The sequence below is a fragment of the Mycobacterium sp. Soil_C_30 genome (genome assembly GCF_057656995.1).
The window spans coordinates 133,235-158,837 of sequence record NZ_JBDGJH010000016.1 but is presented as its reverse complement, the minus strand read 5'-3'; the positions used below and the strand labels follow the sequence as shown (position 1 = coordinate 158,837).

Annotated in this window: 26 protein-coding genes; 18 read left to right on the top strand and 8 right to left on the bottom strand. The window is 67.0% G+C overall.

Going from position 1 to position 25,603, the window contains the following annotated elements; genetic code table 11:
* Window positions 1–217: 217 nt before the first annotated feature.
* A complete protein-coding gene (locus AC3A6P_RS25540; protein ID WP_487694769.1) occupies window positions 218–1,300 on the top strand; it encodes a spore photoproduct lyase family protein in 1,083 nt (360 codons plus the stop codon).
* On the opposite strand, the gene AC3A6P_RS25535 is transcribed toward AC3A6P_RS25540, so the two are convergent.
* Window positions 1,284–1,958, bottom strand: coding sequence for a dienelactone hydrolase family protein (locus tag AC3A6P_RS25535; protein WP_487694767.1), 675 nt, complete (start codon window positions 1,956–1,958; stop codon window positions 1,284–1,286). The two genes, AC3A6P_RS25540 and AC3A6P_RS25535, sit on opposite strands and share 17 nt — an antisense overlap.
* Window positions 1,959–2,084: 126 nt before the next feature.
* Between AC3A6P_RS25535 and AC3A6P_RS25530 the strand changes: the two genes are divergently transcribed.
* Window positions 2,085–2,978, top strand: a complete 894-nt coding sequence (locus AC3A6P_RS25530) for a DMT family transporter (RefSeq protein WP_487694766.1) — start codon at window positions 2,085–2,087, stop codon at window positions 2,976–2,978.
* A 2-nt stretch (window positions 2,979–2,980) separates the two neighbouring features.
* On the opposite strand, the gene AC3A6P_RS25525 is transcribed toward AC3A6P_RS25530, so the two are convergent.
* Both AC3A6P_RS25525 and AC3A6P_RS25520 read right to left on the bottom strand, forming a co-directional pair.
* Entirely contained in the window at window positions 2,981–3,403 is a 423-nt protein-coding gene (locus AC3A6P_RS25525) for a PPOX class F420-dependent oxidoreductase (protein ID WP_487694765.1), read from the bottom strand.
* 54 nt (window positions 3,404–3,457) lie between these two features.
* Entirely contained in the window at window positions 3,458–4,108 is a 651-nt protein-coding gene (locus AC3A6P_RS25520) for a L,D-transpeptidase family protein (RefSeq protein ID WP_487694763.1), read from the bottom strand.
* Between the two features lie 360 nt (window positions 4,109–4,468).
* On the opposite strand from AC3A6P_RS25520, the gene AC3A6P_RS25515 reads away from it, so the two are divergent.
* Entirely contained in the window at window positions 4,469–5,095 is a 627-nt protein-coding gene (locus AC3A6P_RS25515; RefSeq protein ID WP_487694762.1) for a maleylpyruvate isomerase family mycothiol-dependent enzyme, read from the top strand.
* Here the strand turns inward: AC3A6P_RS25515 and aceA are convergent.
* A complete protein-coding gene (aceA, locus tag AC3A6P_RS25510; RefSeq protein WP_487694761.1) occupies window positions 5,092–7,377 on the bottom strand; it encodes an isocitrate lyase ICL2 in 2,286 nt (761 codons plus the stop codon). The genes AC3A6P_RS25515 and aceA overlap by 4 nt on opposite strands.
* Window positions 7,378–7,613: 236 nt before the next feature.
* Between aceA and AC3A6P_RS25505 the strand changes: the two genes are divergently transcribed.
* The 9 genes from AC3A6P_RS25505 (at window position 7,614) to AC3A6P_RS25465 (ending at window position 16,760) form a co-directional block, all read left to right on the top strand.
* Window positions 7,614–8,375 (top strand): MlaE family ABC transporter permease, encoded by a 762-nt coding sequence (locus AC3A6P_RS25505; RefSeq protein WP_487694777.1) that lies wholly within the window; start codon window positions 7,614–7,616, stop codon window positions 8,373–8,375.
* Window positions 8,372–9,178 carry an ABC transporter permease gene (locus AC3A6P_RS25500; protein ID WP_487694759.1) on the top strand — a complete coding sequence of 269 codons (807 nt, stop codon included), beginning with the start codon at window positions 8,372–8,374 and terminating at the stop codon, window positions 9,176–9,178. Before AC3A6P_RS25505 ends, AC3A6P_RS25500 begins: the two co-directional genes overlap by 4 nt.
* A 3-nt stretch (window positions 9,179–9,181) precedes the next feature.
* Window positions 9,182–10,408, top strand: coding sequence for an MCE family protein (locus tag AC3A6P_RS25495; protein WP_487694758.1), 1,227 nt, complete (start codon window positions 9,182–9,184; stop codon window positions 10,406–10,408).
* A 2-nt stretch (window positions 10,409–10,410) separates the two neighbouring features.
* Window positions 10,411–11,439 (top strand): MCE family protein, encoded by a 1,029-nt coding sequence (locus tag AC3A6P_RS25490; protein ID WP_487694756.1) that lies wholly within the window; start codon window positions 10,411–10,413, stop codon window positions 11,437–11,439.
* Window positions 11,436–12,482 (top strand): MCE family protein, encoded by a 1,047-nt coding sequence (locus tag AC3A6P_RS25485; protein ID WP_487694755.1) that lies wholly within the window; start codon window positions 11,436–11,438, stop codon window positions 12,480–12,482. The genes AC3A6P_RS25490 and AC3A6P_RS25485 overlap by 4 nt, the downstream gene beginning before the upstream one ends.
* Complete coding sequence (locus AC3A6P_RS25480) at window positions 12,479–13,672, top strand: MCE family protein (protein WP_487694753.1); 1,194 nt, start codon at window positions 12,479–12,481, stop codon at window positions 13,670–13,672. Before AC3A6P_RS25485 ends, AC3A6P_RS25480 begins: the two co-directional genes overlap by 4 nt.
* Window positions 13,669–14,787 (top strand): MCE family protein, encoded by a 1,119-nt coding sequence (locus AC3A6P_RS25475; protein ID WP_487694752.1) that lies wholly within the window; start codon window positions 13,669–13,671, stop codon window positions 14,785–14,787. Before AC3A6P_RS25480 ends, AC3A6P_RS25475 begins: the two co-directional genes overlap by 4 nt.
* 1 nt (window position 14,788) lies before the next feature.
* Complete coding sequence (locus tag AC3A6P_RS25470) at window positions 14,789–16,183, top strand: MCE family protein (RefSeq protein WP_487694751.1); 1,395 nt, start codon at window positions 14,789–14,791, stop codon at window positions 16,181–16,183.
* An 88-nt stretch (window positions 16,184–16,271) separates the two neighbouring features.
* The gene (locus tag AC3A6P_RS25465) at window positions 16,272–16,760 is read left to right on the top strand and encodes a hypothetical protein (RefSeq protein ID WP_487694750.1); all 489 of its coding nucleotides are present in this window, start codon (window positions 16,272–16,274) and stop codon (window positions 16,758–16,760) included.
* Here AC3A6P_RS25465 and AC3A6P_RS25460 read toward each other — a convergent pair.
* Both AC3A6P_RS25460 and AC3A6P_RS25455 read right to left on the bottom strand, forming a co-directional pair.
* Window positions 16,728–17,846, bottom strand: coding sequence for an LLM class flavin-dependent oxidoreductase (locus AC3A6P_RS25460; RefSeq protein ID WP_487694748.1), 1,119 nt, complete (start codon window positions 17,844–17,846; stop codon window positions 16,728–16,730). The genes AC3A6P_RS25465 and AC3A6P_RS25460 overlap by 33 nt on opposite strands.
* Window positions 17,843–18,217, bottom strand: coding sequence for a hypothetical protein (locus tag AC3A6P_RS25455; protein ID WP_487694747.1), 375 nt, complete (start codon window positions 18,215–18,217; stop codon window positions 17,843–17,845). Before AC3A6P_RS25455 ends, AC3A6P_RS25460 begins: the two co-directional genes overlap by 4 nt.
* A 540-nt stretch (window positions 18,218–18,757) precedes the next feature.
* On the opposite strand from AC3A6P_RS25455, the gene AC3A6P_RS25450 reads away from it, so the two are divergent.
* From AC3A6P_RS25450 to AC3A6P_RS25425, 6 genes are all read left to right on the top strand, one after another.
* Complete coding sequence (locus tag AC3A6P_RS25450; RefSeq protein WP_487694745.1) at window positions 18,758–19,759, top strand: methionine ABC transporter ATP-binding protein; 1,002 nt, start codon at window positions 18,758–18,760, stop codon at window positions 19,757–19,759.
* Entirely contained in the window at window positions 19,756–20,442 is a 687-nt protein-coding gene (locus AC3A6P_RS25445) for a methionine ABC transporter permease (protein ID WP_487694744.1), read from the top strand. The genes AC3A6P_RS25450 and AC3A6P_RS25445 overlap by 4 nt, the downstream gene beginning before the upstream one ends.
* 7 nt (window positions 20,443–20,449) lie before the next feature.
* Window positions 20,450–21,355 (top strand): MetQ/NlpA family ABC transporter substrate-binding protein, encoded by a 906-nt coding sequence (locus AC3A6P_RS25440; protein ID WP_487694742.1) that lies wholly within the window; start codon window positions 20,450–20,452, stop codon window positions 21,353–21,355.
* 38 nt (window positions 21,356–21,393) lie between these two features.
* Entirely contained in the window at window positions 21,394–22,749 is a 1,356-nt protein-coding gene (locus AC3A6P_RS25435) for an NtaA/DmoA family FMN-dependent monooxygenase (RefSeq protein WP_487694776.1), read from the top strand.
* 38 nt (window positions 22,750–22,787) lie between these two features.
* Window positions 22,788–23,522 carry a DUF899 family protein gene (locus AC3A6P_RS25430; RefSeq protein WP_487694741.1) on the top strand — a complete coding sequence of 245 codons (735 nt, stop codon included), beginning with the start codon at window positions 22,788–22,790 and terminating at the stop codon, window positions 23,520–23,522.
* Between the two features lie 233 nt (window positions 23,523–23,755).
* Window positions 23,756–24,991: an acyltransferase family protein gene (locus tag AC3A6P_RS25425; RefSeq protein WP_487694740.1), complete on the top strand. Its 1,236-nt coding sequence runs from the start codon at window positions 23,756–23,758 to the stop codon at window positions 24,989–24,991.
* Between the two features lie 37 nt (window positions 24,992–25,028).
* Here the strand turns inward: AC3A6P_RS25425 and AC3A6P_RS25420 are convergent, their stop codons facing one another.
* Together AC3A6P_RS25420 and AC3A6P_RS25415 are read right to left on the bottom strand one after the other, a co-directional pair.
* The gene (locus AC3A6P_RS25420; RefSeq protein WP_487694738.1) at window positions 25,029–25,163 is read right to left on the bottom strand and encodes a hypothetical protein; all 135 of its coding nucleotides are present in this window, start codon (window positions 25,161–25,163) and stop codon (window positions 25,029–25,031) included.
* 38 nt (window positions 25,164–25,201) lie between these two features.
* Window positions 25,202–25,534, bottom strand: a complete 333-nt coding sequence (locus AC3A6P_RS25415; protein WP_487694736.1) for a DUF3253 domain-containing protein — start codon at window positions 25,532–25,534, stop codon at window positions 25,202–25,204.
* Between the last annotated feature and the right edge of the window lie 69 nt (window positions 25,535–25,603).

Genomic DNA, 25,603 nt, shown 5'->3' with positions numbered 1-25,603 from the left:
CACATCAAAACCGAACGCGCCTACAACGCCACCCAACGCGCCCTCGAACAAGAACACGGACGAAGCAGACCACCGCCCGCGGGCTGGTGAAAGCCTCTGTCGAGCAATCTCGTTGCCAGACATGGGTTCTTCAAGCATGCGTCAAGGGACGATGTGTGAAAGTTCACCGCACCCTTGTTCGGGGAACGCCAAGCGGGATCCGGCCGTTGAACAGGTCATGGCCCGCACCCCAATCGATCTGGCGGACCGGTTGCTCGACATCAAGCGCATCTACCACGAGCCGGATATCGCGAGGTTCCCCCGCGCTCGGCAGGTACTCGATCGCTTTCCGGATGCGGAACTCATCGAGGTGCCGTCACACCAGTCGATCCCCGGCCTCTACGGCAACGAAGGCAATGTCGAAGACTGGGTGCGAATCAAACGCGAAGTGCTGGTGCTCGGTGAAAAGAAGAGCCTGTCGGCCCGGCGCAATGAACGCTCCAGCGACTGGATCGCGCCGTCGACGGCCAACGGGTGCGCGATGGCGTGCTCGTACTGCTACGTCCCGCGGCGCAAGGGGTACGCCAATCCCATCACCGTTTTCGCCAACATCGAGCAGATCACCGGCTACCTCGAGCGGCACGCCAAGAGGCAGGGCGACAAACCGCAACCCAACCAGTGTGACCCGCGGGACTGGGTGTACGACATCGGCGAGAACAGTGACTGCTCGGTCGACGCGATGGTGTCCGACAACGTGCGTGACCTCGTCGAGCTCTTTGCGAAGCTGCCGAATGCCAAGGCCAGTTTTGCCACCAAGCTGGTGAATCGGAACCTGCTCGACTACGAGCCCCGCGGCGGCACCCGCATCCGGTTCAGCCTGATGCCGGGTGACACCTCACGGCTCGTCGACATCCGTACCTCGAAGATCGCCGATCGGATCGCCGCCCTCGATGACTTCGTCGACGCGGGTTTCGAAGTGCACCTCAATTTCAGCCCGGTCATCGTCCACGAGAACTGGCGCGCGGACTGGGCGGTGCTGCTGGACCAGATCGCCGACGGCACCAATGACCGCACCAAACAACAGCTCGCGGCCGAGGTCATCTTCTTGACTCACAACCAGGGCCTGCACGACGTGAACCTCGGCTGGCACCCCACGGGTGAGGATTTGCTGTGGCGCCCTGATCTGCAGCAACTGAAGCGAAGCCAGAACGGTCAGTGGAATGTCCGCTACAAGACCTCATGGAAGGGCCGGTGGGTCCAGGAGCTCACCGACCTGATCGCCGAGAAGCTGCCGTCGTGCCGGATCAGATATGCGTTCTGACCACTCCGGCGATCCGGGCCGCTACATCGGCGGCGACCGCCAGCGCCTTCGGATCGGCGGCGGGCAGGTAGCGATCACCGGTGGGGTCGTACCGGGCACCGGCAATCGCGGCGTGGTCGGTGTCGAGTTCCACCATTTCGACCGGCCACCCGGCTTCTGTGAGCACGGCGGCGAATCCCTGACTGGCCGCGGCGGGGATCACGTCGTCCCCGGATCCATGCAGGAGGAGGAACGCGCCGTCGTCGTGGGCGGGAAGGTCGCGGTCCAGCACCCGCCCCGAGATCGGGTCGGCGGCGGTGAAGGCGCCACCCAGGCACACCGTGTGCGAGACGGCCATCCCGTGACGGGCGGCCTCGAGGGTCAAGCCGGCCGCGGCGGCGCCACCGAGAGACCAGCCGACAAGAGTGAACGCCCCGCCGACGCTGCGCTCACGCGCGAACGCCGCCGAGGCCAGCAAGTCGTTGCGGCCGCCGTCGGCGGCGTGGGAATTCCAATCCGGCACCACTACGGCGACCCCGTGGCCCGCGAGCAGGTCAGCCAGCGGAGCGACCGCGGCGCGGGCGTCGGTCTGCATGCCGTGCCAGAGCAAGGTGGTCGGGTCGGAGGCAGTGCCGTACAGGTCGGCGGAACGGCCGGGGGCGTACTCGGTGGTTTCCACGCCGACAGGATGCCCATGACGGCCCGCGCTACGCGTGTGCGTCGAAGGTTGAGCGGGTACCGATTACGGTTGAGCCTCCGGCACTAACCCGCCCTGCCGGTCAGTGCCGGAAAGGATGACAACACGTTGGTCACGCACAGTCTGACCGTGGTGGCGGCGCTCCTGGCCGCGGTGTTCATGGCGATCGGCATCGTCGTGCGCCAGCGGGCCACCATCGACGTTCCGCCCGAGGCGGGCGTCAGCCCGGTGATGTTGCAGACGCTGGTGCGCCGACCGCTGTGGTGGGCCGGAACCGGCGCCGCCGTGATCGGCTACGGATTCCAGGCGGCCGCGCTGACGCACGGCTCGCTCATCCTGGTGCAGCCGCTACTGGTCTCCGCGTTGCTGTTCGCACTGCCGCTCAGCGCCCGCCTCGCGCAGCGCAGCGTGTCGGCCAGTGAGTGGCTGTGGGCGATCCTGCTCACCATCGCGCTGACGATCTTCGTGCTGCTCGCCCGCACCGAGCCGGGCGAATACGCGGTCCCGACCAAGACCCTGCTGATGCTCTGTGTCAGCACGACGGTGTTCGTGGTGGCGCTGGTGGCGCTGGCGGTGCGTGTGTCGGGTACCCCGCGAGCGGTGCTGCTGGCGGTGGTCGTCGGAGTCCTGTTCGGTGTCATGGCAGTCCTGACCAAGATCGTCATGCACGCCGCCACCCATGCCGGGGTCGTCGCGATTCTCACCTCACCCGAGCTCTATCTGCTCATCGCGGTGGCGGTCATCGGGACGGTGCTGCAACAGTCGGCGTTTCACGCCGGTGCCCTGCAGACGTCCGTGCCCACCATGCTGGTACTCGAACCCGTCGTCGCCGTGGCGCTCGGCGCCGTCATGCTTTCCGAGGACATGTCGGTGAGCACGCTGGAAGCGGTGGCGCTGGTGTTCACGGCCCTGGCCATGCTGGCCGCGACCATCGCACTCGGCCGCGACGAAGGGGCCTACGAAGAGCGGTTGGAGGCGGCCGCGGGGGAGCGCAAAACTTGACGTCAGTGCGCGACGTTGAAGCTCTTGACGACTTTGGTCGGTGTCACGCGCACGATCAGTTCACCCGGCACACCATTGCGTTTCCCGAACTCCGCGGCGCGGTCTTCACCCATGTACCGTCCGCCGATCCGGGTGGCGACGGTCAGCAGCGCACCCGGGTCCTCGTCGAGTTCGGCAGTTCCCTGAACCTGCACGAACGAGAACGGCGGGTGTGGATCGTCTGCTGTCAACACCACCCTCGGGTCGCGCTGCAGCGCTTTGCCTTTGGCCGAGGATTTGGCGGTGTTGAACACCAGCTGGTCGCCGTCGACCACGAACCAGACGGGCGCCACCAGCGGGCGCCCGTCGGAGGCCAGGTAGCCCAGCATGCCGGTCCGAGTGCCGGCGGACAGGAACTCGACCACCTCCGGTGAGAGTTGCGACATCCTGCGAACTCTACGTCGGCGCCGCGGCGTTGGCACCACGGCGATCGGTGGTGTTCAGGCCGGCGCACCGGCTCCGACGTCGATGGTGATCCGCGGCGATGCGGCCGGATCGAGCCAGGTCATCAGCCTGGTCATCTCGGCGCGGCCGATCGCCACACAACCCCAGGTGGGGTGGCCGTTGGTGATGTGCAGGAAGATCCCCGCCTGCCGGCCCGGCACCCGTTGCGGATTGTGTTCGATCACCACCGCGTAGTCGTAGATGGGCCCGGACTTGTACAGGTTCTCGGCGTCGTTGGACGGGCGCTTCGTCGAACGCACGTGGGTGTTGTAGGTCGGTGATCCCGGTTGCTCGTCCCACCAGTCGGAGTCATCGGTCTGGAAATACGACAGCCGGGTGCCGGGATTCGGCAGACGGCCAAAGGCCTGGCCCAGTGGGAATGTGCCGGCGGGGGTGCGGAAGACGCTGTCGGCCGGGGTGCCGACGCCGAGCTCGCCGACATCAGCGTGGGTAGGGCCGAGCACGACGCTCCACCGGTCACCGATGCGCTCGTACGCGGTGAGGGTTCCTGTCGTCGAACGAGCTTCGGGCACGCTCACGACGATGCGCTGCGCCGCCGGACCTGGCTCAGCCCCCGCCACACCGTGCGGCGTCAAACCCCCAAGGATCCACACCAGCAGACACAGAATGGCGAACAGTCTTCGCACGGCTCGAAGTCTAGGACCATCAGGACGTCCATCCGGCCTTTTGCGGCCAAGATTCCACAATCTGACCGCCGGAGCGCAGGAGGACGCGCGAATAGTGTTGTTCTGCCGCCACGGCGACGGTGTCTGAGTACACTCGGCGAGCTTCGGGCTCGGGTCCTTGTACGAGGACATCCTCCTCTGCGCCATCGGAAGCGTCGCCGGGGTTGTACTCCCGCCCCACCACGACTTCCCAACCCGATGATCCTTCTGGCCCGCTCATGGGCACTCCTTTCTCGAGTCGCTCGTGCAGCGAGTACCCGAATCATCGCCACTCAGCCCCGGGGCCGATGAGTTGTGTTGGTAGCCATGGTCTGTCTCACCATGGGCTCCGAATCCTGGCCGGTGGTGCATGCCGAGCGCGCGCGACTGGTCGCCGATCTGATGGACCTGCCCGCCCACCGATGGTCGACGCCGTCGCTGTGCCCGGGCTGGACGGTCCACGACGTCCTGGCCCACATCGTGGACACCGCGAAGACGTCACGGTCGAGATTCGTCCTCCGGATGATCTCGGCGCGTTTCGACTTCGACCGTGACAACGCCAAAGGTGTTGCACGGGAACGCCGGAGCAACCCGGCGGACACAGTGGCGACGCTGCGTGCGGTCGCCCATCTCACTCTGACTCCGCCGGCGCCGTGGGCCACCCGGCTGGTGGAGGCGATCGTCCACGGCGAGGACATCCGCCGTCCCCTCGGGCTCACCGGGGTCTACCCGGACACCGCGATCGTCGCAGCGCTGCAGTACCAAGCCAAGACGGCCGTCGGCTTCGGCGGCGGACGCGAGCGGGTCGAATCCCTTCGCCTGGTCGCCACCGACGCCGACGTCGAGATCGGAAACGGTGCCGCAGTCGAGGGACGGGCGATCGATCTGCTGCTCGCTGTGTCGGGCCGCCCGGTGGAACCCGGTCGTTTCACCGGCGACGGAGCGGCCCGGTTCGTGAGCCGCGTCTAGTCGTCCTTGCGAATCAACCGCGACAGCGCTTCACGATCCGGAGCCAGCAACTCATCGATACGCGGCTGGTTCACGTCGGCGACGATGATCTCGCCGACCTCCTGGTAGACGTCGCTGAAGATCCCGTGCGACTTCATCTTCTCGGTCTGATAGATGTTGTCCTCGGTCGGGGTGACGTAGTAGACGATCTCCGGCTTGAAGCGGTGGATCAGCCACAGGTGGATCAGGTCCATCAGCCGCTTCTTGCGCAGCTTCTCGGCGAAGGTGTTCTGGTCACGCACCGTGAGGATGCTGCGGCCGTGCCGGTCCTTGATGGGATCGACCACCACATTGGCCAGCGGGTCTTCGCCCTCGCCGTAGATGCCGAGGTCGAGCACATCGGACCCGGCCCGGCGCGGCCGCAGCTGCACCGTCAGCTTCTCGCCCAGCTGGTAATGCTCGCTCCACATCGCCAGCCATTCCTCGAGTAGCTTCTTCGGCACCTCGGTCTGGACCAGATGCTGATGCTGGGTCGAACCCTTACCCATTGCCTTGGTGGTCGCGGTGCGCCCGGACGACGCCGCCAGCGCGGCATCGCTGCGCGGGCCTCCGACCAAGGTCTGCGGGGTGCGGTACGGCGATTCGACCAGACGCATCTTGCGTTGCAGGCGCGCCAGCGCCAGCATGCCTTCCTGCCGCAACGACGTGGCGAACTCCTCACATGCCACGCCGTCCACTTGGTGGCCGCCGTAGGTGATGAAGTTGAATACGAAGCCCATCTTGCCGAGTTCTTCTGGGAAGTCTCGCATTTCGTCGTCGGTCATGCCGGTGGTGTCCCAGTTGAACGACGGTGAGAGGTTATAGGCCAGCATCTGCTCCGGGTACACCGCGTGGATGGCCTCGGCGAACTCCCGGGCATCGGCCAGGTCGGCGGTCTTGGTCTCCATCCAGAGGATGTCGGCGAAGGGCGCGGCGGCCAGCGACTTGGCGATGGCGTACGGGATGCCGCCGCGCACCTGGAAGTACCCCTCGGGCGTCTTGGCGCGCTCGCAGTCCCAGGCGACGTCGGCGCCGAGCTCCTTGGCCTTCTCCCGGGCGGTGTACAGCGGCGCGTGAACGGCGAACTTCCGCCACTCCGCCGCCTTCATCTCGGTCGATTCGCCTTCCCGTTCCCGGAATTCGAGCAGTTCGGCCACCGCCTCCCCGTAGGTCTGCAGCCCCGAATCCACCTGCCAAGCGTCGATGAACTTGGACTCCACGTCGTCGTACACCGCATCGATCGAGGACGCTCGGCCGTCCAGCCAGGCCGCAGCCGCCTCGTCGATCACGCCGAGCAGACCTTGGCGGTCCAGCCAGGCCTCGGCGGCGTCGTACTCGCCGTCGGGCAGCGCGTAGAGCAGGTGCCCGTTGAGGTCGGAGACCCCGCGCTGGTGGAAGCGGCGCATCATCGCCAGGAAGCACGACTTGTAGGACGGGATCTTCAGATTCGTCGCCCCGAGCAGGAACGGCTGATCGCGCTCGTCGGCCCGGCTGTCGATCAGGTTCGCGGCCTCGGCGTCGGTGCGCGCGACGATGATGCCGGGCACCCCCATGACGTCGAGCTGGAAGCGGGCCGTGTTGAGCCGCTTGAGCTGTTCATCCGAGGGGACCAGGACCTTGCCGCCCTGGTGGCCGCATTTCTTGGTTCCCGGCCGCTGGTCCTCGATGTGGTACCCGGGCACCCCGGATTCGACGAAACGCCGAATCAGGTTGCGGACGTGGGGATCACCGCCATGGCCGGTGTCGGCGTCGGCGATGATGAACGGCCGGTAGTCGTAGGCCGGGGTGGCGGCCCTCTGCTCCTCGGTCATCTGCAGGCGCAGGTACTGCTGGTTGCGGTCGGCGGTCAGCAACGCGCGCACCAGTCCGGCCGCCTCGTCGGGGACCTGGCTCAGCGGGTAGCTGGCCAGATCGGGGCCGGGATCCTCGCTGATCGAGCCCTTGGCCGACGTCGCCCAGCCACCGAGGTAGATGCCCTCGATACCCATCCGCTTCATCACCACGGCCTGGCCGGGGGAGTACGGCCCGAAGCTGGTGATGCTCTTCTTCTGCGCGAACAATTCCCGCAGCCGGGTGTAGAAGGCGGCGGCGGCCTCACGGGCCACCGGGTAGTCGGTGACGATGGTGCCGCGCTGCTCCACCACCTGACGCGCGCTGTACAGCCGGATGATGCCCTCGAACCGCGGATCGTCGAAGTAGCGCTGGGTGGCGGCCACTTCCTGATCGAACGGGGTCTGAGATGTTGCGTCGGCATCGATTGCCATGGGGCTCACGCTCCTCGTCGAGCTCGCTTGTGCCTGTTCGCCGGAGCCGAGTGTAGTCCTGGTCACCACCCGGCCACCCGGCATTTCACCGCATCGCCCCACGGTGACCGGCGCCACGTTGTCCGGCGCGAGCGACCACCGTCACCCGAGGATCGCGAAACCTGCACGGGCCCCGTGCATTTGGGAAGGACGTAGCCCCCCGCGGGCGCCGGCGAGGCGCTACTGTCTCGCGGGTGATGCCGCCGAGTCTCGCCACACCCGCCACCGCGGTGGGGGGCTTCTTCGCGATGTCACTGGACACCGTCGTGACGATGTTCCGTGCGCCGTTCGCCTGGCGGGAGTTCGTGCTGCAGACCCACTTCGTGGCCCGGGTGTCCATCGTGCCGACGATCATGCTGGCCATCCCGTTCACCGTCCTGGCGGTTTTCATCCTCAACATCCTGCTCATCGAGTTCGGTGCCGCCGACTATTCCGGCACCGGCGCCGCACTGGGTGCCATCACCCAGATCGGGCCGGTGGTAACGGTTCTCGTGGTCGCGGGCGCCGGTGCCACCGCCATGTGCGCTGACCTGGGGGCACGGACCATCCGCGAGGAACTGGACGCCATGCGGGTGCTGGGCATCGATCCGATCCAGGCGCTGGTGGTCCCGCGGGTACTGGCCGCGACGCTGGTGTCGGTCCTGCTGAACTCGATCGTCGCCGTCGTCGGCATCACCGGCGGGTTCATCTTCTCGGTGTTCGTCCAGAACGTCACCCCCGGGGCGTTCGTCGCGGGCATGATGCTGCTGACCGGGTTACCCGAGATCGTCATCTCCTTGATCAAGGCCGCACTGTTCGGCGTCACCGCCGGGCTGATCGCCTGCTACAAGGGGATCTCCGTCGGGGGCGGGCCGGCCGGAGTCGGCAACGCCGTCAACGAGACCGTCGTCTTCGCGTTCATGGCGCTCTACCTCATCAACGTCGTGGTGACCGCCGTCGGCGTCAAGGCCACCCTGTGAGCGCTGTACTGCGGGGCCTCGATCAACTCGGCGAACAGACCGCCTTCTACGCCCGCTCGATGCGTTCCACCGGCGAGGCGCTGGCCCACTACCGCGGCGAGATCCTGCGCCTGGTCGCCCAGATGAGCCTGGGCACCGGCGCCCTGGCCATGATCGGCGGCACCATCGTCATCGTCGGCTTTCTCGCATTGTCGGCCGGCGCCCTGATCGCGGTGCAGGGCTACAGCCTGCTGACCGGCATCGGTGTCGAAGCCCTCACCGGGTTCACCTCCGCCTACCTCAACGTCCGGCTGATCGCCCCACTGACGGCGGGTATCGGCCTGGCCGCCACCATCGGCGCCGGCGCCACCGCGCAACTGGGAGCGATGCGGATCTCCGAGGAGATCGACGCCCTGGAAGTCATGGGAATCCGGTCCATCTCGTACCTGGTGTCGACCCGACTCGTCGCCGGCGTGCTCGTGGTCGTCCCGCTGTACTGCATCGGTGTGCTGATGTCCTTCATCGCCGCCAGGGTGGGCACCACCCTGGTCTACGGCCAGTCCACCGGCGTGTATGACCACTACTTCGACACCTTCCTCAACCCGACCGACCTGCTGTGGTCACTGGGCATGGCGGTGATGATGGCGGTGGTGGTCATGGTGATCCACACCTTCTACGGCTACACCGCCACCGGTGGGCCCGCCGGAGTCGGTGAGGCCGTGGGCCGCGCGGTGCGTGCCTCGTTGATCGGCGTCGTCTTCATCACCCTGGTGGTGTCACTGTCGGTGTACGGGCAGTCCGGCAACTTCCACCTGTCCGGATAGCGGATGCATCCTCGTCTGTGGGCGTCGGCCCTCATCACCAGTTTCGTCGTGCTCATCGCGCTCACCGCCGCGATGTTCAGCGGTTCCCTGCGCCCCAGCGTGCCCGTCACACTGACCAGTGACCGGTCCGGGCTGGTGATGGAACCCGGTGGCAAGGTCCGGTTGCGCGGCGTCGAGGTCGGCCGGGTGGTGGACGTGGACGGTAGCCGGTCGTCGGCCACGCTGGCACTGGAGCTCGATCCGGAGCAGATCGAGTACATCCCCGCCAACGTCGAAGCCGAGATCAAGGCCACCACCGCCTTCGGCGGCAAGTTCGTCGATCTGGTGATACCGAACGACCCGAGTGCCACGGCTATCGCCGCGGGTGCGGTGCTGCGCTCACGCAACGTGACCACCGAAGCCAACACGGTCTTCGACAACCTCGTCCAACTGCTCCACCAGGTCGATCCCGCCAAGCTCAACGCCATCATATCCGCGCTCTCAGACGGGTTCCGCGGTCACGGAGAGCCCATCGGCGAGGCCATCACCGCCTCCAATCAGGTTCTCGCCGAGCTCAATCCACGAGCGGAGGTGGTCCGCCGGGATCTGATGGCCCTGGGCCGGGCGAGTGACGCGTACGGCGCGGCCGCCCCGGACATCCTGCGGACGCTGGAGGCCTTCAGTGTCACCAGCACCACCATCACCGCCAACGCCACCGCCCTCGACGCCCTGCTGGTCGGGGTCACCGGGCTGTCGCGGGCCGGGATCGACCTCCTCGCGCCCAACCAGGAAAACCTGGTTCGGTCCATCACGGTGCTGGAGCCCACCACCGACCTGCTGCACAAGTACGACCCGATCTACACGTGCACCCTGCTCGGGGCGGTCGAACAGCTCAGCGGTATCGGCGACGGCTACCGCGTGACGGGCGGCAACGGCCGCACCGCGATGCTCGACGCCGGCCTGCTCCTCGGTGACGACCAGTATCGCTATCCCGACCACCTACCGATCGTCGCCGCCAAGGGGGGCCCCGACGGCAGACCGGGCTGCGGATCGCTGCCCTTGGTCACCGAGCAGTACCCCGTCCGCCAACTCGTCACCAACACCGGGTGGGGGACCGGCCAGGACATCCGGACCAACCCGGGTATCGGATTCCCCGGCTGGGCCAACTACTTCCCTGTGACGCGTCCGGTGCCGGAACCGCCCGTGGTGCGTGACCCCGCGCCGGCCGGACCCGCGCCAGGACCGCGGTAGAGATGAACAACAACCTCGGTAAAGCGGCGCGGTGGCTCGCCGTCTTCGTATCCGTTTGTCTGGCAGGCCTGTTCGCCCTCATCGCGGCGTTCGGCGAGCTGCGCTTCGACCCGTCACACTCCTACAACGCCGAATTCCACAACGTCTCCGGGCTGGAGGACGGCAACTTCGTGCGCATCGCCGGCGTCGAGGTCGGCAAGGTCACCGGCATCAGCCTGCGTCGCGACGGGACGGCGGTGGTGACCTTCACCGCCGACGACACCGTGGTGTTGACCCACGGAACACGCGCTGTCGTGCGGTATTCCGATCTGGTCGGCGGCCGCTATCTGGCACTGGAAGAGGGCGCGGGCGACACCGGTCGGCTGCACCCGGGCCAGACCATCCCCGTCGCCCAGACCGCACCTGCGCTGGACCTGGACGCGCTGATCGGCGGCTTCCGACCGCTGTTCCGGGCGCTGGACCCCGATCAGGTCAATGCCCTGACCGGCGAACTGATCCAGGCGTTCCAGGGCCACGGTGCCACGGTGTCCTCCCTGCTGCGGCATACCGCCGAGTTCTCGCACCGACTCGCCGACCGCGACGCGCTGATCGGACAGGTGATCACCAATCTCGACACCGTGCTGGGCAGCCTGACCGCGCAGAGCACACAGTTCGACAAGGCGGTCACCACCCTGTCACATCTGGTCGCCGGACTGGCCGGGCGCAGCACCGACATCGCCGATTCGATCGCGAACACCGACGCCGCCGCGGCCACCGTGACCGACCTGCTGGCGCGCGCCCGAGAGCCGTTGCAGCGCAACATCACCGAGACCGACCGAGTCGCGGGCATCGCCGTCGCCGACCACGAGTATCTGGAGAATTTCCTGGACACGCTGCCCGACGCCTACCGCATGCTCGGCCGGCAGGGTCTCTACGGCGATTTCTTCACCTTCTACCTCTGTGATCTGTCACTGAAGGTCAACGGCCAAGGCGGCCAACCGACCTACATCAAACTGGCGGGCCAGGACACCGGGCGGTGCGCACCCAAATGACACCCTTCTCCGAACGCAACCCGGTCCTGGTCGGCGCCGCCGGTGTCGCCGTCACCGCGGCCGTCGCGCTCACCGCACTGAACTACGACCGGATCCCGCTGCTCTCCGGGTCCGAGACGTATTCGGCGTACTTCGGTGAGATCGGCGGCCTGGTGGTCGACGCGCCGGTGCAGGTGTCCGGGCTCGAGGTCGGCAAAGTCTCCGCGATGCGTCTCGATCACGGAAAAGTGCTGGTGCACTTCGACATCGACGATTCCGTATTCGTCGGTGACCGTTCCGAGGCTGCGATCAAGACCAACACCGTGCTCGGTGCCAGGGTTCTCGACATCACCACCCGGGGTGAACAGCCGCTGGCTGAGACCATTCCGCAGGACCGCACCACCTCACCGTATGACTTGCCCGACGCGCTGGCCGAACTCACCGACACCGTCGACGGGATCGACACCGCGTCGGTGTCCGACTCGCTGGACACGCTGGCGCAGACCTTCCAGAACACCCCGGCCGAACTGAGATTCGCACTCGATGGGGTGTCCCGGCTCTCCGAGAGCCTGGCCCGGCGCGACGACCGCCTGCGAACGCTGCTGGCCAATGCGAACCACGCCACCAGCGTCCTGGCGAAGCGGACCGACGATGTGGTGCGGCTGATCGGGGACTCCCAGTCGCTGCTGCTCGCGTTGCGGGCCCAGAGCGACGCGCTGGACACCATCGCGGGAAACATCACCACCCTGGCGGCCCAACTGAAGGCGTTCATCGCCGAGAACCGGGAGCAGTTCCACCCGGCGCTGGAGAAACTGAACGGCGTGCTGGCGATCGTCGACAGCAGGCGCGACAAAGTGCAGGATTCCATCAGGCGGCTCAACAGCTACACGATGTCGCTCACCGAGTCGGTGTCCTCGGGCCCGTTCTTCAAGTCCTATGTCGCCAATCTGCTTCCGGGACAGTTCGTCCAACCGTTCATCGATGCCGCGTTCGCCGAACGTGGGCTCGACCCGAATGTGCTGCTGCCGAGCCAGTCTTCCGAGCCGCAGGTTGGTCCCCGATGACGAAGCGAGCCACACTGGCGGCGCTGCTGGTGGCCTGTCTGGTCGCCGGCATCGTGGTGGTGTCCGGACCCGGAGCCGCCGACCGGACCGAGGTCGTCGCCTACTTCCCGTCCAGCACCGGGCTCTATGAAGGTGATGAGGTGCGGATCCTCGGAATGCCGGTGGGACGGATCGAGCGCATCGAACCGGAGTCGCAGCGCGTCAAGGTGACGTTCTGGGTGGGCCGGCAGTACCCGGTCCCCGCCGATGTCAACGCAGTGATCATCTCGCCGGCCCTGGTGAGCGCCAGGGCAATTCAACTGACCCCGGCCTATCTGGACGGGCCGCAACTGGCGACCGGCAGTGTCATCCCGGAGAACCGCACCGCGGTCCCCGTCGAATGGGATGACCTGCGAGCCCAGTTGCAGAAGCTCACCGAATCGCTGCAACCCACCCAGCCCGGCGGTGTCAGCACGCTGGGGGCGTTCGTCAGCACCACCGCGGAGAATCTGCGCGGCCAGGGTCATATCGCCAGGGACGCCCTGATCAAGTTGTCGGAAACCCTGTCGGCGCTGGGTGACCACAGCGGCGACATCTTCGCCACGGTGCGCAACCTCGCGGCTCTGGTTTCGGCGTTGCAGGGCAGCACCGATCTCATGGCACACCTCAACGAGAACCTGGCGGCCGTCACCGCCACCCTGGCCGACGATCCCGACGAAATCGGGGCCGCCACCCGCGCCATCGACGACGTGGTCGGCGACGTTCGGTCTTTCGTCGCCCAGAACCGGGAAAACCTGGGTGTCACCGCGGATTCGCTGACCTCGGTGACCTCGGCGCTGACCGCCAGCCTCGGCGATATCAAGCAGACGTTGCACATCGCCCCCACCGCACTGTCGAATTTCATCAATATCTACCAGCCCGCCCAGGGTTCACTCAGCGGCGCGTTGGTGGTCAACAACTTCGCCAACCCGGTGTCGTTCATCTGCGGGGCCATCCAGGCCGCGTCCCGCAAAGGGGCCGAAGAATCGGCGAAGCTGTGCGCCCAGTACCTGGCGCCGATCATCAAGAACCGCCAGTACAACTTCCCGCCCATCGGGGTGAACCCGTTCGTCGGAACCCAGGCCCGGCCCAACGAGATCACCTACAGCGAGGACTGGCTGCGGCCGGAGCAGGGTCTGCCCGAAGTGATGATGCCGGGAGCCGGATCGTGAGACGGATACTCTGTGCCGCAGTGTTTCTGGCGGTGCTCACCGGCTGCGGCTCGTGGCGCGGGGTGAACTCGCTGCCGTTGCCGGGCACCGAGGGCCGCGGCGCGGGCACCTTCGAGATCCAGGTCGAACTGCCTGACGTGTCCAACATCCAGCCCAACTCGCGGGTGCGCGTCGGTGATGTCAACGTCGGCAACGTGACCGGGATCGAGCGGCGGGGCTGGCACGCACTGGTCACCATCGAGCTCAACGGCGACGTGGAACTGCCCGCCAACAGCATCGCGACGGTGGGGCAGACGAGCCTGCTCGGGTCACTGCACGTCGAACTCGCGCCGCCGGACGGCGTTGCCGCGACCGGCCGGCTCCGCGACGGGTCGCTGATCCCGCTGTCGTCCAGTGGCACCTATCCATCCACCGAGCAGACCCTGGCGGCCATCTCGACGCTGCTGAACAACGGCGGAGTAGGCAGGCTGCAGGATCTCACCGAGGCCCTGGGCACGGCGTTGGCCGGCCGAGGCGGCGAGTTGCACACGCTCATCACACAATTGGACACCTTCCTCGGTCATCTCGACGCGCAGAGCGAGGACATCACCGCTGCGATGGGAAGTCTCGACGGTCTGGTGGGGCAGGTTGCGGCCCAGCAGCCGGTGGTGGACCGCGCCTTGAGCACCATCCCCGACGCGTTGGCGGTGCTCGGCCGACAACGCGACCACCTCGCCGAAGCCCTGGACGAGTTCGGCCGGTTCAGCGCGGTCACCGCAGACTCGGTGAACCTGACCAAAGAAGCGCTGATCCGTGAGCTCGAGGATCTGGCTCCGGTGCTCAAATCACTGGCCGATGCGGGCCCGGCGATGACGCGCTCACTGAGTCATCTGGGCACCTTCCCGTGGCCCAAGGAGACCATCGGGAACTGGATCCGCGGCGACTACGGAAACCTCTCCCTGGCCATCGATCTCACGCTGAGCAGGTTGGACGCGTCACTGTTCACCGGCACCCGCTGGGAAGGGGACCTGACCGAGTTGGAACTGCAGTGGGGCCGCACGCTGGGGCAGAAGCCCAGCCCGTACACCGCGGGCAATCCGCTGACAGCGCCCTACCAAGCTGTGCAGGGTCCCTGAGATGCGACTGACCCGACGCACCCGGATACAGCTCGCGGTGCTGCTGGTGGTGGGGCTGACCGCCGCCGTGGTGATGGCCGTCAACTACGTCAAAGTGCCCGCGATGGTGGGCATCGGGCAATACGAGGTGGTGGTGCAACTGCCCGAAACCGCCGGGCTGTACCCGAGTGGGAACGTCACCTACCGCGGCGTGGGTGTCGGCCGCGTCGAGCAGGTCCGGCTGAACGCCACCGGTGTCGAAGCGGTGTTGGCGTTGCGCTCGGATGTCGACATTCCGTCGGATCTCGACGCCGAGGTGCACAGCCAGTCCGCGGTCGGCGAACAGTACGTGGCCCTGTTACCGCGCTCCGAAAGCGCGCCACCGCTGCGCGACGGTGACGTGATCCCGTTGGCCCGCACCACGATCCCCGCCGATCTCAACGAACTGCTGGAAGCCACCAACGCCGGTCTGCTGGCCATCCCCGGTGACGATCTGCGCACAGCCATCGACGAATCCGCCACTGCTGTAGGCGGATTGGGTCCGGAACTGAACCGACTGATCAGAGGTGCCACCACGCTGGCCGTCGACGCCCGCGACAACCTCGGCCCCCTGACCGCGCTGTTCGACCAGTCGGCTCCGGTACTGGACTCCCAGGGCGACACCGCTGCCGCGATCCAGGCCTGGTCGGCGCATGTCGCTGACGTCACGGCGCAGTTGCGGGGCAGTGATGCCGCCGTGGCCGGTGTGCTGCGGGGCGGCGGCCCGGCCGCTGAAGAGACACGGGCACTGCTGGATCGGGTGCGACCGACCGTGCCGATCCTGTTGGCCAACCTGGTGAGTGTCGGAGAGGTCGCCCTGGCCTATCAGGCGAGTCTCGAGCAGATCCTGGTGCTGTTCCCACAGGGCACCGCGATCTTCCAGCAACTCGGGGTGCCCTCCCACGGCACCGGCCTTCCTCCCGGCGGGTACCTCGATTTCAACCTGAACTTCAATCTGCCGCCGCCGTGCACCACCGGGTTCCTGCCGGCCCAGCAGCGCCGTGCACCCGCACTCGAGGATGCTCCCGACCGGCCTGCGGGTGACCTGTACTGCCGCATCCCACAGGACTCGATGTTCAATGTGCGTGGGGTGCGCAACATTCCGTGCCAGACGGTGCCGGGGAAACGGGCGCCGACGGTGGCGATGTGCGAAAGCGCCGAGACCTATGTTCCGTTGAACGACGGCATGAACTGGAAAGGTGATCCCAACGCCACGCTGCCCGGGCAGCCGGTACCGCAACTGCCCATCGCTGAATACGACCCCGGCACCGGTACCTACCTGGCGCCGGACGGCACGGTGCAGAGGCGCCCTGACCTGGCCGCGGGCGCATCCGCCGAGAAGTCCTGGGAGTCACTGCTGACACCGCCGGGCCGATAACCCCCGTGTTGCGATCGGCTAACGATCGGGTCGGGGTGCCGGGGTGCCACCTGGCGTGGGGAATGCCCGTGTGATGTCTTGGACAGCGATGGCTACCTCCCGCGTGTTACCGACAACCCTGGCGACCGCCGCGTGTTCGGCTGCCCTATGGGCTGGTGCCGGCCCGGCGCATGCGGCACCGCCGTTCGACGGCCAGGGCTACCTCGAGTCGACGGCTCGGTGCGCCTCGGTAGCCGACACGGTGGTGTTCGGGAGTACCGCGGGGTCGCGGGTGGCAATCTGCGAAACGGCAGACGGGCTGCAGTACCGCGGGGTTCGGGTCCGCGACGGTGCCCGGCTGATCCTGCCCGCCACCTCGCGCAGTGGCGCCTACGCCGCCACCCGTGACGGCATCACCTACACGGTGACCTCCACCGACCTGGTGATCAGCAGCGGATCGCGAACCATTCGCGAGGAGACGATGCTGGACTTCCACGGCACGGCAGCGCCGGCAGCGCCGTCAGGGGCGCAGACGACTCCGACGCCGGTCGATGACCGTCCGCCGCTACCCGCTGAGGTGGGCGGCAGCGGCAGCTGATCGCCGCTGCGCCAGCAGGGGGAGCACACCCTTGCCGACATGCTGGATCTCGTCGGACTGCGGATAACCCGACAGGATGAACTCGGTGATACCCAGGCGGCTGTACTCCTCGAACACCGCAGCCACCTCCTCGTAGCTGCCGGTGGCGGCCGTGCCGGCGCCGTCGCGCAGCAGGCTGGGCCCGGCCCACAGGCCCGGATGGACCTCGAGGCTGCGGGCGTCCACCAGATCGCCCGTGGTCAGTGCCGCCATCCGGCGCTGGCCCTCCGAACCGCTGGCCAGGTAGCGCTCGTGAGTGGCGCGCACCTGCTCGGCGGAGAGCCCGTCGATGAGCTCTTCGGCCCGCTGCCAGGCCTGCTCGTGGGTGGGCCGGGCCACGGTGTGCAGTCGCAGACCGAACCGCAGGGTGCGCCCATGGCGCGCGGCCGCGGCGCGGACCCGGCCGATCTTGTCGGCGACCTGCTCGGGCGGTTCACCCCAGGTCAGATAGACATCGGCGTGCTCGGCGGCCACCTCGATGGCCTCGGGGGAGGAGCCACCGAAGTAGATGGTGGGCACATGCTCGATGGGATAGGCCGTCCTGGCCTCGGCCACGTCGTAGAACTCACCGCGGAAAGAGAATTCGGGGTTGTTCCAGATCCCTCGCACCACGGTGAGGAACTCGCCGGTGCGGCGGTAGCGCGCCGACTTGTCGACCTGGTCGCCGTAGCGGTGCATCTCGGCGTCGTCGCCGCCCGTGACGATGTTGAGCGCCAACCGGTTTCCGGTGAACCGTTGGTAGGTGCTCACCTGGGCGGCGGCCAGACTCGGCGAGAGCACACCGGGGCGAAACGCCACCAGGTACTTCAACCGCCGGGTGTGCTGGGCCAGCGCCGCGGTCGCGATCCACGAGTCCTCGCAGTGAGATCCGGTGGGGGTGAGCACCGCTTCGAAGCCGAGGTCCTCGGCAGCGCGGCCCAGCGCGGTCAGGTTCTCCAGCGACGGCTCCAGATGTGACTGCGACCGCGACGCCGCGCTGCCACGGTTGTCGGCGATGGCAGTGGTGTCACCGTGGGTGGGCAGATACCAGTGGAACTTCAGACTCACGACGCAATCTCCGATCTCTTCACCAACTCGCGCACCCGCGGCATGATCTCCGCGGCGAAGCGCCGCATCTCATCCTCGAACGGCTGGAACGCCAACATGAAAGTCTCGATCCCACCGGTGTACCAGTCGACGATACGGGCGGCGACGGTGTCGTAGTCACCGACCAGCCCGGCCGCGGTACCGCCGTTGGGTCCGACGTGCGGACGTTCCCGCAGCCGCTGCCACATCACCGAGGCGGGGTCGGTGTCGCGGATGAACCGGTCGATGGTGTCCCCGTCGCCGGTCTTGTCGGCGGCGTTGAGTTCCCAGTAGTACTGCAGCAGCTCGGCGGCCTCGCGCTGTGTGGGCGCGGTGACCACGAATGCGGCCATCCCGAACCGCAATGGAGCCAATCCGTTTCGCGGCCGCAGCACTCCAGGCGTCGAGCTGGTCCAGCGACTCGTCGAGCGGGTTCATGGTGTGCTGGGCGATCAGCGTGGTGTCGAAGCCGAGCTGTTCGGCCAGCAGGATCCGATCGCGCACCCGCGGCCAGGACGCATCCACCGGGTCCTCGGGGTGCCCCAGGGCGGCCATGGTGCCGTGGACGTTGGCCCACACCCCGAATCTCGGGCTGCGTGCTTTCAACGGGTCACGTGCCATTCAATCCCGTTTCATTGCAGTTGGTTTCATGACCCCCGGGGGTGATCCTAGTCGGCCCGTGACCGGGAGGTGGCTGTGGCTCACCTCACCCCGGAGCGATTCGGGCACGTCAGCGGGGTATTGCGGCCGAGCCGGGGAGCCAACTTCAGATCAGCACGATTCCTATTCTTCTCGGCTCGTGCGCGGCTGCGTACGTTGAGCCGCTGTCTGACCGGACGACCGCTTCCCCCTCCCTTCGCCGTCCGGCATATCTGTGAAACAAGAGAGCTTCCATGATCGAGATCGAGAACCTGACCAAACGGTTCGGGGATCGCACCGTGCTTGACGACATCTCCCTGTCCGTCGGCAGCGGCGAGATCCTGGCCGTCGTCGGCCCCAGCGGTGCGGGCAAGAGCACCCTGTCGCGGTGTGTGAGCTTTCTGGAGCGCCCGACCAGCGGCACCGTCCGGGTGGACGGCAAGGACTTCACCCGGATCGAGGGCGCCGAGTTGCTTGCCGCGCGCCGCAGTGTCGGCGTGATCTTCCAGTCGGCGCCGCTGTTGCGGCGCCGGACGGTCGCGCAGAACGTGGCACTGCCGTTGGAGTACCTGCACGCCACCGACGCGTCCATTCAGAAGCGTGTCGCCGAACTGCTGGACCGGGTGGGCCTCACGGAGCGCAGCGAATACTTCCCGGCCCAACTCTCCGGCGGCCAGAAGCAGCGTGTCGGGATCGCCCGGGCACTGGCGCTGGGTCCGTCGAACCTGTTGTCCGATGAGGCGACCTCGGGCCTGGACCCCACGACGACCAAGCAGATCCTGGCGTTGCTGAGCCATCTGCGCGACGAGTACGGGCTGTCGATCATCCTGATCACCCACGAGATGGAAGTGGTTCGCGAGATCGCCGACTCGGTGGCCCGCATCGACGAAGGCCGCATCATCGAGAGCGGCTCGGTGGAGGACGTCATCCTCGATCCCACCTCGCTGCTGGCCCACGAACTGCTCCCGGACCGGCCCAGCGTGCCGTTGCAGGGCGGCGGCGAGGTGTGGGAGGTCTCGTACGCGTCCCGCGAGGTGCCGCTGGACTGGCTGACGTCGATCCAGACGGCGCCGGGGATCTCCGACGCCAAGGTGAGCGTGCTCAGCGCCAGCGTCGAATCGATCCGGGGGATCGCGGTCGGACGTGCAGTCCTGGCCATATCTCCTTCTGCACCAACAGGTTTCAAGGACTACCTGACCGACCGCGGTCTGCACGTCCGGGCCACCACCGCCCCGGTGGCGGAGGTGTTGGCGTGACGACTCTGCTCGCCGTCGAGGACTTCAACACCCCCTGGGCGAACGTCCCCAGCTTGTTGCTGCCCGCCTACGGCCAGACGTGGGTGATGGTCGGGGTCACCATGGTGCTGGTGGTGCTGATCGGCACACCGGTCGGGATCATCCTGCACAACACCTCCGAGCTGGGACTGTTCCCGGATCCACGGGTGTTCCGGGTGCTCAACACCATCGTCAACATCGGACGTTCGCTGCCGTTCCTGATCCTGATGGCCGCCATCATCCCGGTGACCCGGTTCATCGTCGGCACCACCATCGGCATACCCGCGGCGATCGTGCCCATGACCGTCGCCGGAGTGCCGTTCTTCGCCCGGCTGGTGCAGAACGCGCTGCGCGACGTGCGCTCCGATGTCACCGACATGGGCCGGGCCTCCGGCGGCTCGGCGGTCCAGGTCATCCGGTCAGTGCAACTGTCCGAGGCGCTGCCCGCTCTGGCCGGCGCTCTGACGGTGAACACGATCGCGATGATCGAATACTCGGCGATCGCCGGGTCCATCGGCGCAGGCGGTATCGGCAACCTCGCAATCACCTACGGCTACAACCGTTTCGACGACAACATCATGATCGCCACGGTGATCACGTTGATCGTGACCATCCAGGTCGTCCAATTCGTCGGTGACCGTGTGGTCGCCGCACTCACCCGTTAGGAAAATCATGACCAGTGACACCAGCACGTCGGGCGCCGGTGGCGTCGACCTCGAGATCAAGAAGAAGAACCGGTGGCCGTGGATCGCGGGCGCGGTGGTCGCCGTCGTCGCGATCGTCGGCGGCATCGTGTACGCCAACACGTCCAACTCGGACCAGCCGTTCGGCACCAACCTCAAGGTCGCGACGTGGAGCACCGACATCGCCGCCGAGAACCTGCTGCAATTCATCGCCGAGGACGTGGCTCCTGATCACGGCATCACCATCGAACCGGTCCAGATCGACAACCTGATCGAGATCAACCGCGCCGTCGACGCCGGCAACGTGGCGGGCAACTTCTTCGAACACCAGCCCTTCCTCAATGACGCCATCGCCGCCAACGGCTTCGAACTGACGCTGGCCGCACCGACGTTCACCTGGGACCAGGCCACCTATTCGAACAACTACCGCAGCTGGGATGAGCTGCCCAACGGCGCAAGTATCGCGCTGCGCGACGACCCCGCCGGCCAGGCCATCGCCCTGCTGGATCTCGCCGAGGCTGGCCAGATCACCCTCAAGCCGGGTAAGGACACCATCGAGGGTCTGCCGCAGCTCGGTGACATCGAGTCCAACCCGAAGAACTACGAATTCGTCCAGGTGCCCATCGGTCAGCTGGCCCGCAGCCTTGCCGATGTCGACGCGGTCACCGTCCACATCTCCGACGTGTACGCCGCGGGTCTGACCGAAGAGCAGATCCTGGCGCGGCATCCCGCACCGAAGGGCAGCGAGGGTGGGCTCGTGGTGAGCAACAAGCACCTCGACGAGCCGAACGTGCAGAAGCTCATCGAGACGTTCCAGGACCCGAAGATCGCCGAGTTCCTGGAGACCACCGACAACCCGCTGATCCGCGACACGCTGGGACCGATCGGCCAGTGACGGATTCCAAACGCCCGCTGTACTATTCGGCGTTCGTCATGAACACCGCGTCCCATGTGCTGCATGGGCTCTGGCGGGCACCGGAAGCGCAGAACCACAAGTTCAACGAGCTGCGGCACTGGACGTCGCTGGCCACCGCCGTGGACAAGGCCGGTTACGACCTGCTGTTCTTCGCCGATGTCTTCGGTCTGCGTCAGACGTGGAACGGCAACTGGCGCAAGGCCGTCGAGGCGGGCATCCAGATCCCGGTGAACGACCCCTCGGTGCTGGCCTCGGCGCTGGCCGCGGCCACCGAGAACCTGGGCATCGTGTTCACCAGTTCGATCATCCAGGACCACCCGTTCGACTTCGCGCGCCGGATGTCGTCGCTGGATCACTACACCGACGGCCGCCTCGGCTGGAACATCGTGACGAGCTTCAACGAGAACATGTTCCGCAGTTTCGGCCATGAGGGCACGCTCGCGCACGACGAAAGATACGAGTGGGCCTACGAATACGTCGAGGTCGCCTACAAGCTCTGGGAAGGATCGTGGGACGACGACGGCCTGGTGCAGGACAAAGAGCGTGGTGTGCACTCGGACCCGTCGAAGATCCACAAGATCAACCACGTCGGCAAGCGCTACAAGGTCGAAGGCCCGCACTTCTCCTCACCGTCGCCGCAGCGCACCCCGGTGCTGTTCCAGGCCGGTTCGTCGCCCGCGGGGCAGCTGTTCTCGGCCCGCAACGCCGAGGGCGTCTACATCAGCAGCCCCAACCCCGAAGCCGCGCACACCTTCACCACCGAGACCCGGGCCCTGGCTGTGCAGAACGGCCGCGACCCCGACGACATCACCTTCGCCCAGGGTCTGTCGTTCGTCATCGGTGACACTCACGCCGAGGCGGTACGGCGCAACGACGAGATCAAGCGGTACCTCGATCTGGAGGGCATCGCGCTGCATGCCCTCGGCGATGCCGGTATCGATGCGGGCAGTCACCCGCTCGACACGCCGCTGAGCGAGTTGGGGGAGTTCACCGGGGTGAAGAGTTACGCCCGCTGGGCCGCCGAGTCCTCGGGCAACGACGAGCCCACCATCCGCGACCTCGCCTGGGTGATGGAGGGCGCCAACCGCGTGGTCGGCACCGCGGATGAGATCGCGGATTACCTCGAGGAGTGGCGCGAGGCCGGCGTCAACGGCATCAACGTCTACCACGCCACCGTCCCGGGCTCCTTCCAGGAAGTCGCGGACCGGTTGTTCCCGACGCTGCGTGAGCGCGGCCTGATCGCCACCGAGAAGTCCGGCACCTTGCGTCACAAGCTGCTGGGCCGCGGTGACCGGTTGCCGGATTCGCATCCGGCCGCGGAATACCGCGGCGCCTTCACCGACAACGATCTGCTGAACGGGGTCGGCAACTAGACCGGTGACTTTCGGTGTGCCCATCGGTCTGTGTCTGTATGGGAAACATCGACACACACCGCCCACTGCCCGCCGTCGTCGACCGGGCCGCCTGGCAGGCCGAGCTGGATCAGCTGCTGGAGCGCGAGAAGGCCCATACCCGCGAGGGTGACGCCATCGCGGCGGCCCGGCGCCGGCTCCCGATGGTCGAAGTCGACGCGAACATCACCCTGGTGGGCGCCGACGGCCCGGTGTCGCTGCACCAGGTCTTCCAAGGCCGTAGCCAACTGCTGGTGTATCTGCACATGTGGCACGACGGCAAGCCCGCCGCGCAGCAGTGCGAGGGCTGCACCTTCTTCACCGGGCATGCCACCGAACTGTCCTATCTCCACAGCCGCGACGTCACCTACGCGACGTTCTGCCAGGGCCCGTACGACGAGAGCGCCCGGTATCGCGACTTCATGGGGTGGCAGATGCCGTGGTACTCGCTGCGGGGCGAGTCGGCCGCGACGCTGCTGGGCGGTCGTCACTTCGGTGCGTACGCGGCCTATCTGCGTGACGGTGAGCGGGTGTTCGAAACGTATTGGAACACCGGCCGGGGCACCGAGGCCGGCGGTACCAGCTATCACCTGCTCGACCTGACTGTCTATGGCCGCCAGGAAACCTGGGAGGACTCACCTGCCGGGTGGCCGCGGTCCATCGAGACAGCCGGCCAGCAGTTCCGCACCGACGGCCGCCCCACTGCGCAGTGGTCGCGATTGGCGGCCGGTCGCTCCGACCAGCTGAGCGGCTGACCGACACCCCCGGGCGCGCGGCGGGCCGGCCGGTTGTCGTCATACCGCTCCTGAACAGCGGTGATGTCCGCCACAAACGCCGCTCGCAGCACCCTCACAGGCGTTGGCTCACCGCCAGAGCCCGGCCGCGCTGGTAACCTCCAAACACTGTCGGGTGTTGTTGCGCAGAGCGTGCCACCCCGTCGTTCACCAGTACGGAACGTAATCGGCAGAGTCCCTCACGAAAGAGTCTTGTGCGCACCGGAGAGATCAAAGCCCTATCCGGCCTGCGCATCGTGGCTGCCCTGTGGGTGGTGCTGTTCCACTTCCGGCCGCTGCTCGAGCAGGCCGCGCCCGGCTTCCGCTCGGCGTTGGCGCCGATCCTCAACAGCGGCGCCCAGGGCGTCGACCTGTTCTTCATCCTCAGCGGCTTCGTGCTCACCTGGAGTTACCTGGACAAGATGGGCCCACGGTGGTCCACCAAGTCCACGCTGCGATTCTTGTGGCTGCGGTTGGCACGGGTCTGGCCGATCTACCTGGTGACCATGCACCTGGCGGCACTGTGGATCATCTTCACGCTGTACGTCGGCCACATTCCCTCCGAAGCTGCCGGCGAGCTCACCGCGGGCAACTACCTGCGGCAGTTCTTCCTCCTCCAGCTCTGGTTCGAACCGTTCTTCGACGGCACCAGCTGGAACGGGCCCGCCTGGTCCATCAGCGCCGAGTGGCTGGCCTATCTGCTGTTCGGGGCCGTGGTTCTGGTGATCTACCGGATCGGGCACGTGACCCGTGGACGGGGCTTGCTGGTCCTGGCCGTCGTCGCCTCGCTGCCACCGACGCTGTTGCTGCTGGCGAGCGGATTCTTCTACACCCCGTGGAGCTGGCTACCGCGCATCGTCATGCAGTTCATCGCCGGCGCGCTGGCCTGCGCCGCGGTGCGCAAACTGCGGCTCGGCGACCGGTCGCGGCGGGCCGCCGGGTGGTCGGCACTGCTGTTGACGGCGGGCATCATCGGCCTGCTCTACTGGTTCGACGCACATCCCAATCCAAGGATCTACGACGCTGCCGGACTGGTCGACGTGCTGTTCGTGCCGTTGGTGGTGGCCCTGGCGATCGGCGCGGGCAGCCTGCCCGCGTTTCTCGCACTGCGGCCCATGGTCTACCTCGGGCACATCTCCTTCAGCCTCTACATGGTCCACGAGATCATCCACACCGCCTGGAACTGGGCGGTCCTCCAGTTCGAGATCGTCCTGGTGCCCAGTGTGTGGGCCAAGGCGGTGGTCGCGGGGCTGGTGCTCGGCGCCCTGCTGGCGTCGGCGCTGCTGTATCACGTGGTCGAAGAACCCGCCCGACTCTGGATGCGACGGATGGTGGACGTACGTGACCTGCCGGTGGACCTGCGGTCGGAGAAGACCTCGGACCATCCGCACGGCACGCTGAAGTCGGTTCACGACGACGAGCCCGATACGGTCACGGCCCGCGCGGGCTGAGGTCCGTTCGGCTCGCCATGTTGGTCTAGGTGTTGGTCTAGGTGTCGGTGTCGGTGTCGGCGTCCGGCAGACCCTCGGGCGGAGGGGTCGCATAAGCGGGATTGGCGGGCGGGACCTCGGTCTCGCCGGTGCTCTCCTCGGACTGCCGGTCTGTCGGCTCTGGCGACGTCATGTTCGGTTCGATACCCAATGCCGCGCGCAGTAACCAGCTCAGCGCCGCGTGATGCGAATTCGGATGGGCCCGTGCCAGTCGGCGTCCGGGTTCACCACCTCGCCGCGCTGCGTGATCTCGACGTCGCCGGACCTGGCGAGATCCCGCGCGATCTCCCGCGCGTCGTCCATCACGGAGCGCCAATCATCACCCCCGACGGCGCGGGCGGCATCCGACGGGCAGGTACTGCTGTCGGGACCGCGGTGGACGGCCAGCGCCAGGATCGCGGCTTCGAGCCGCTCCCGGATCGGCCGGTCGCTCAGGGCGGTGCCGGCGGATTCGTCGCCGTCTTCGGCGGCTCTTCGCAGTTCGGCCTGTAACTGCTGACTCATGTCTCGAGTCAATGCGCGCGCTCGCCCGCCGTCAAGGACACCGATCGCCTTTCGACACGTCGCGAAATC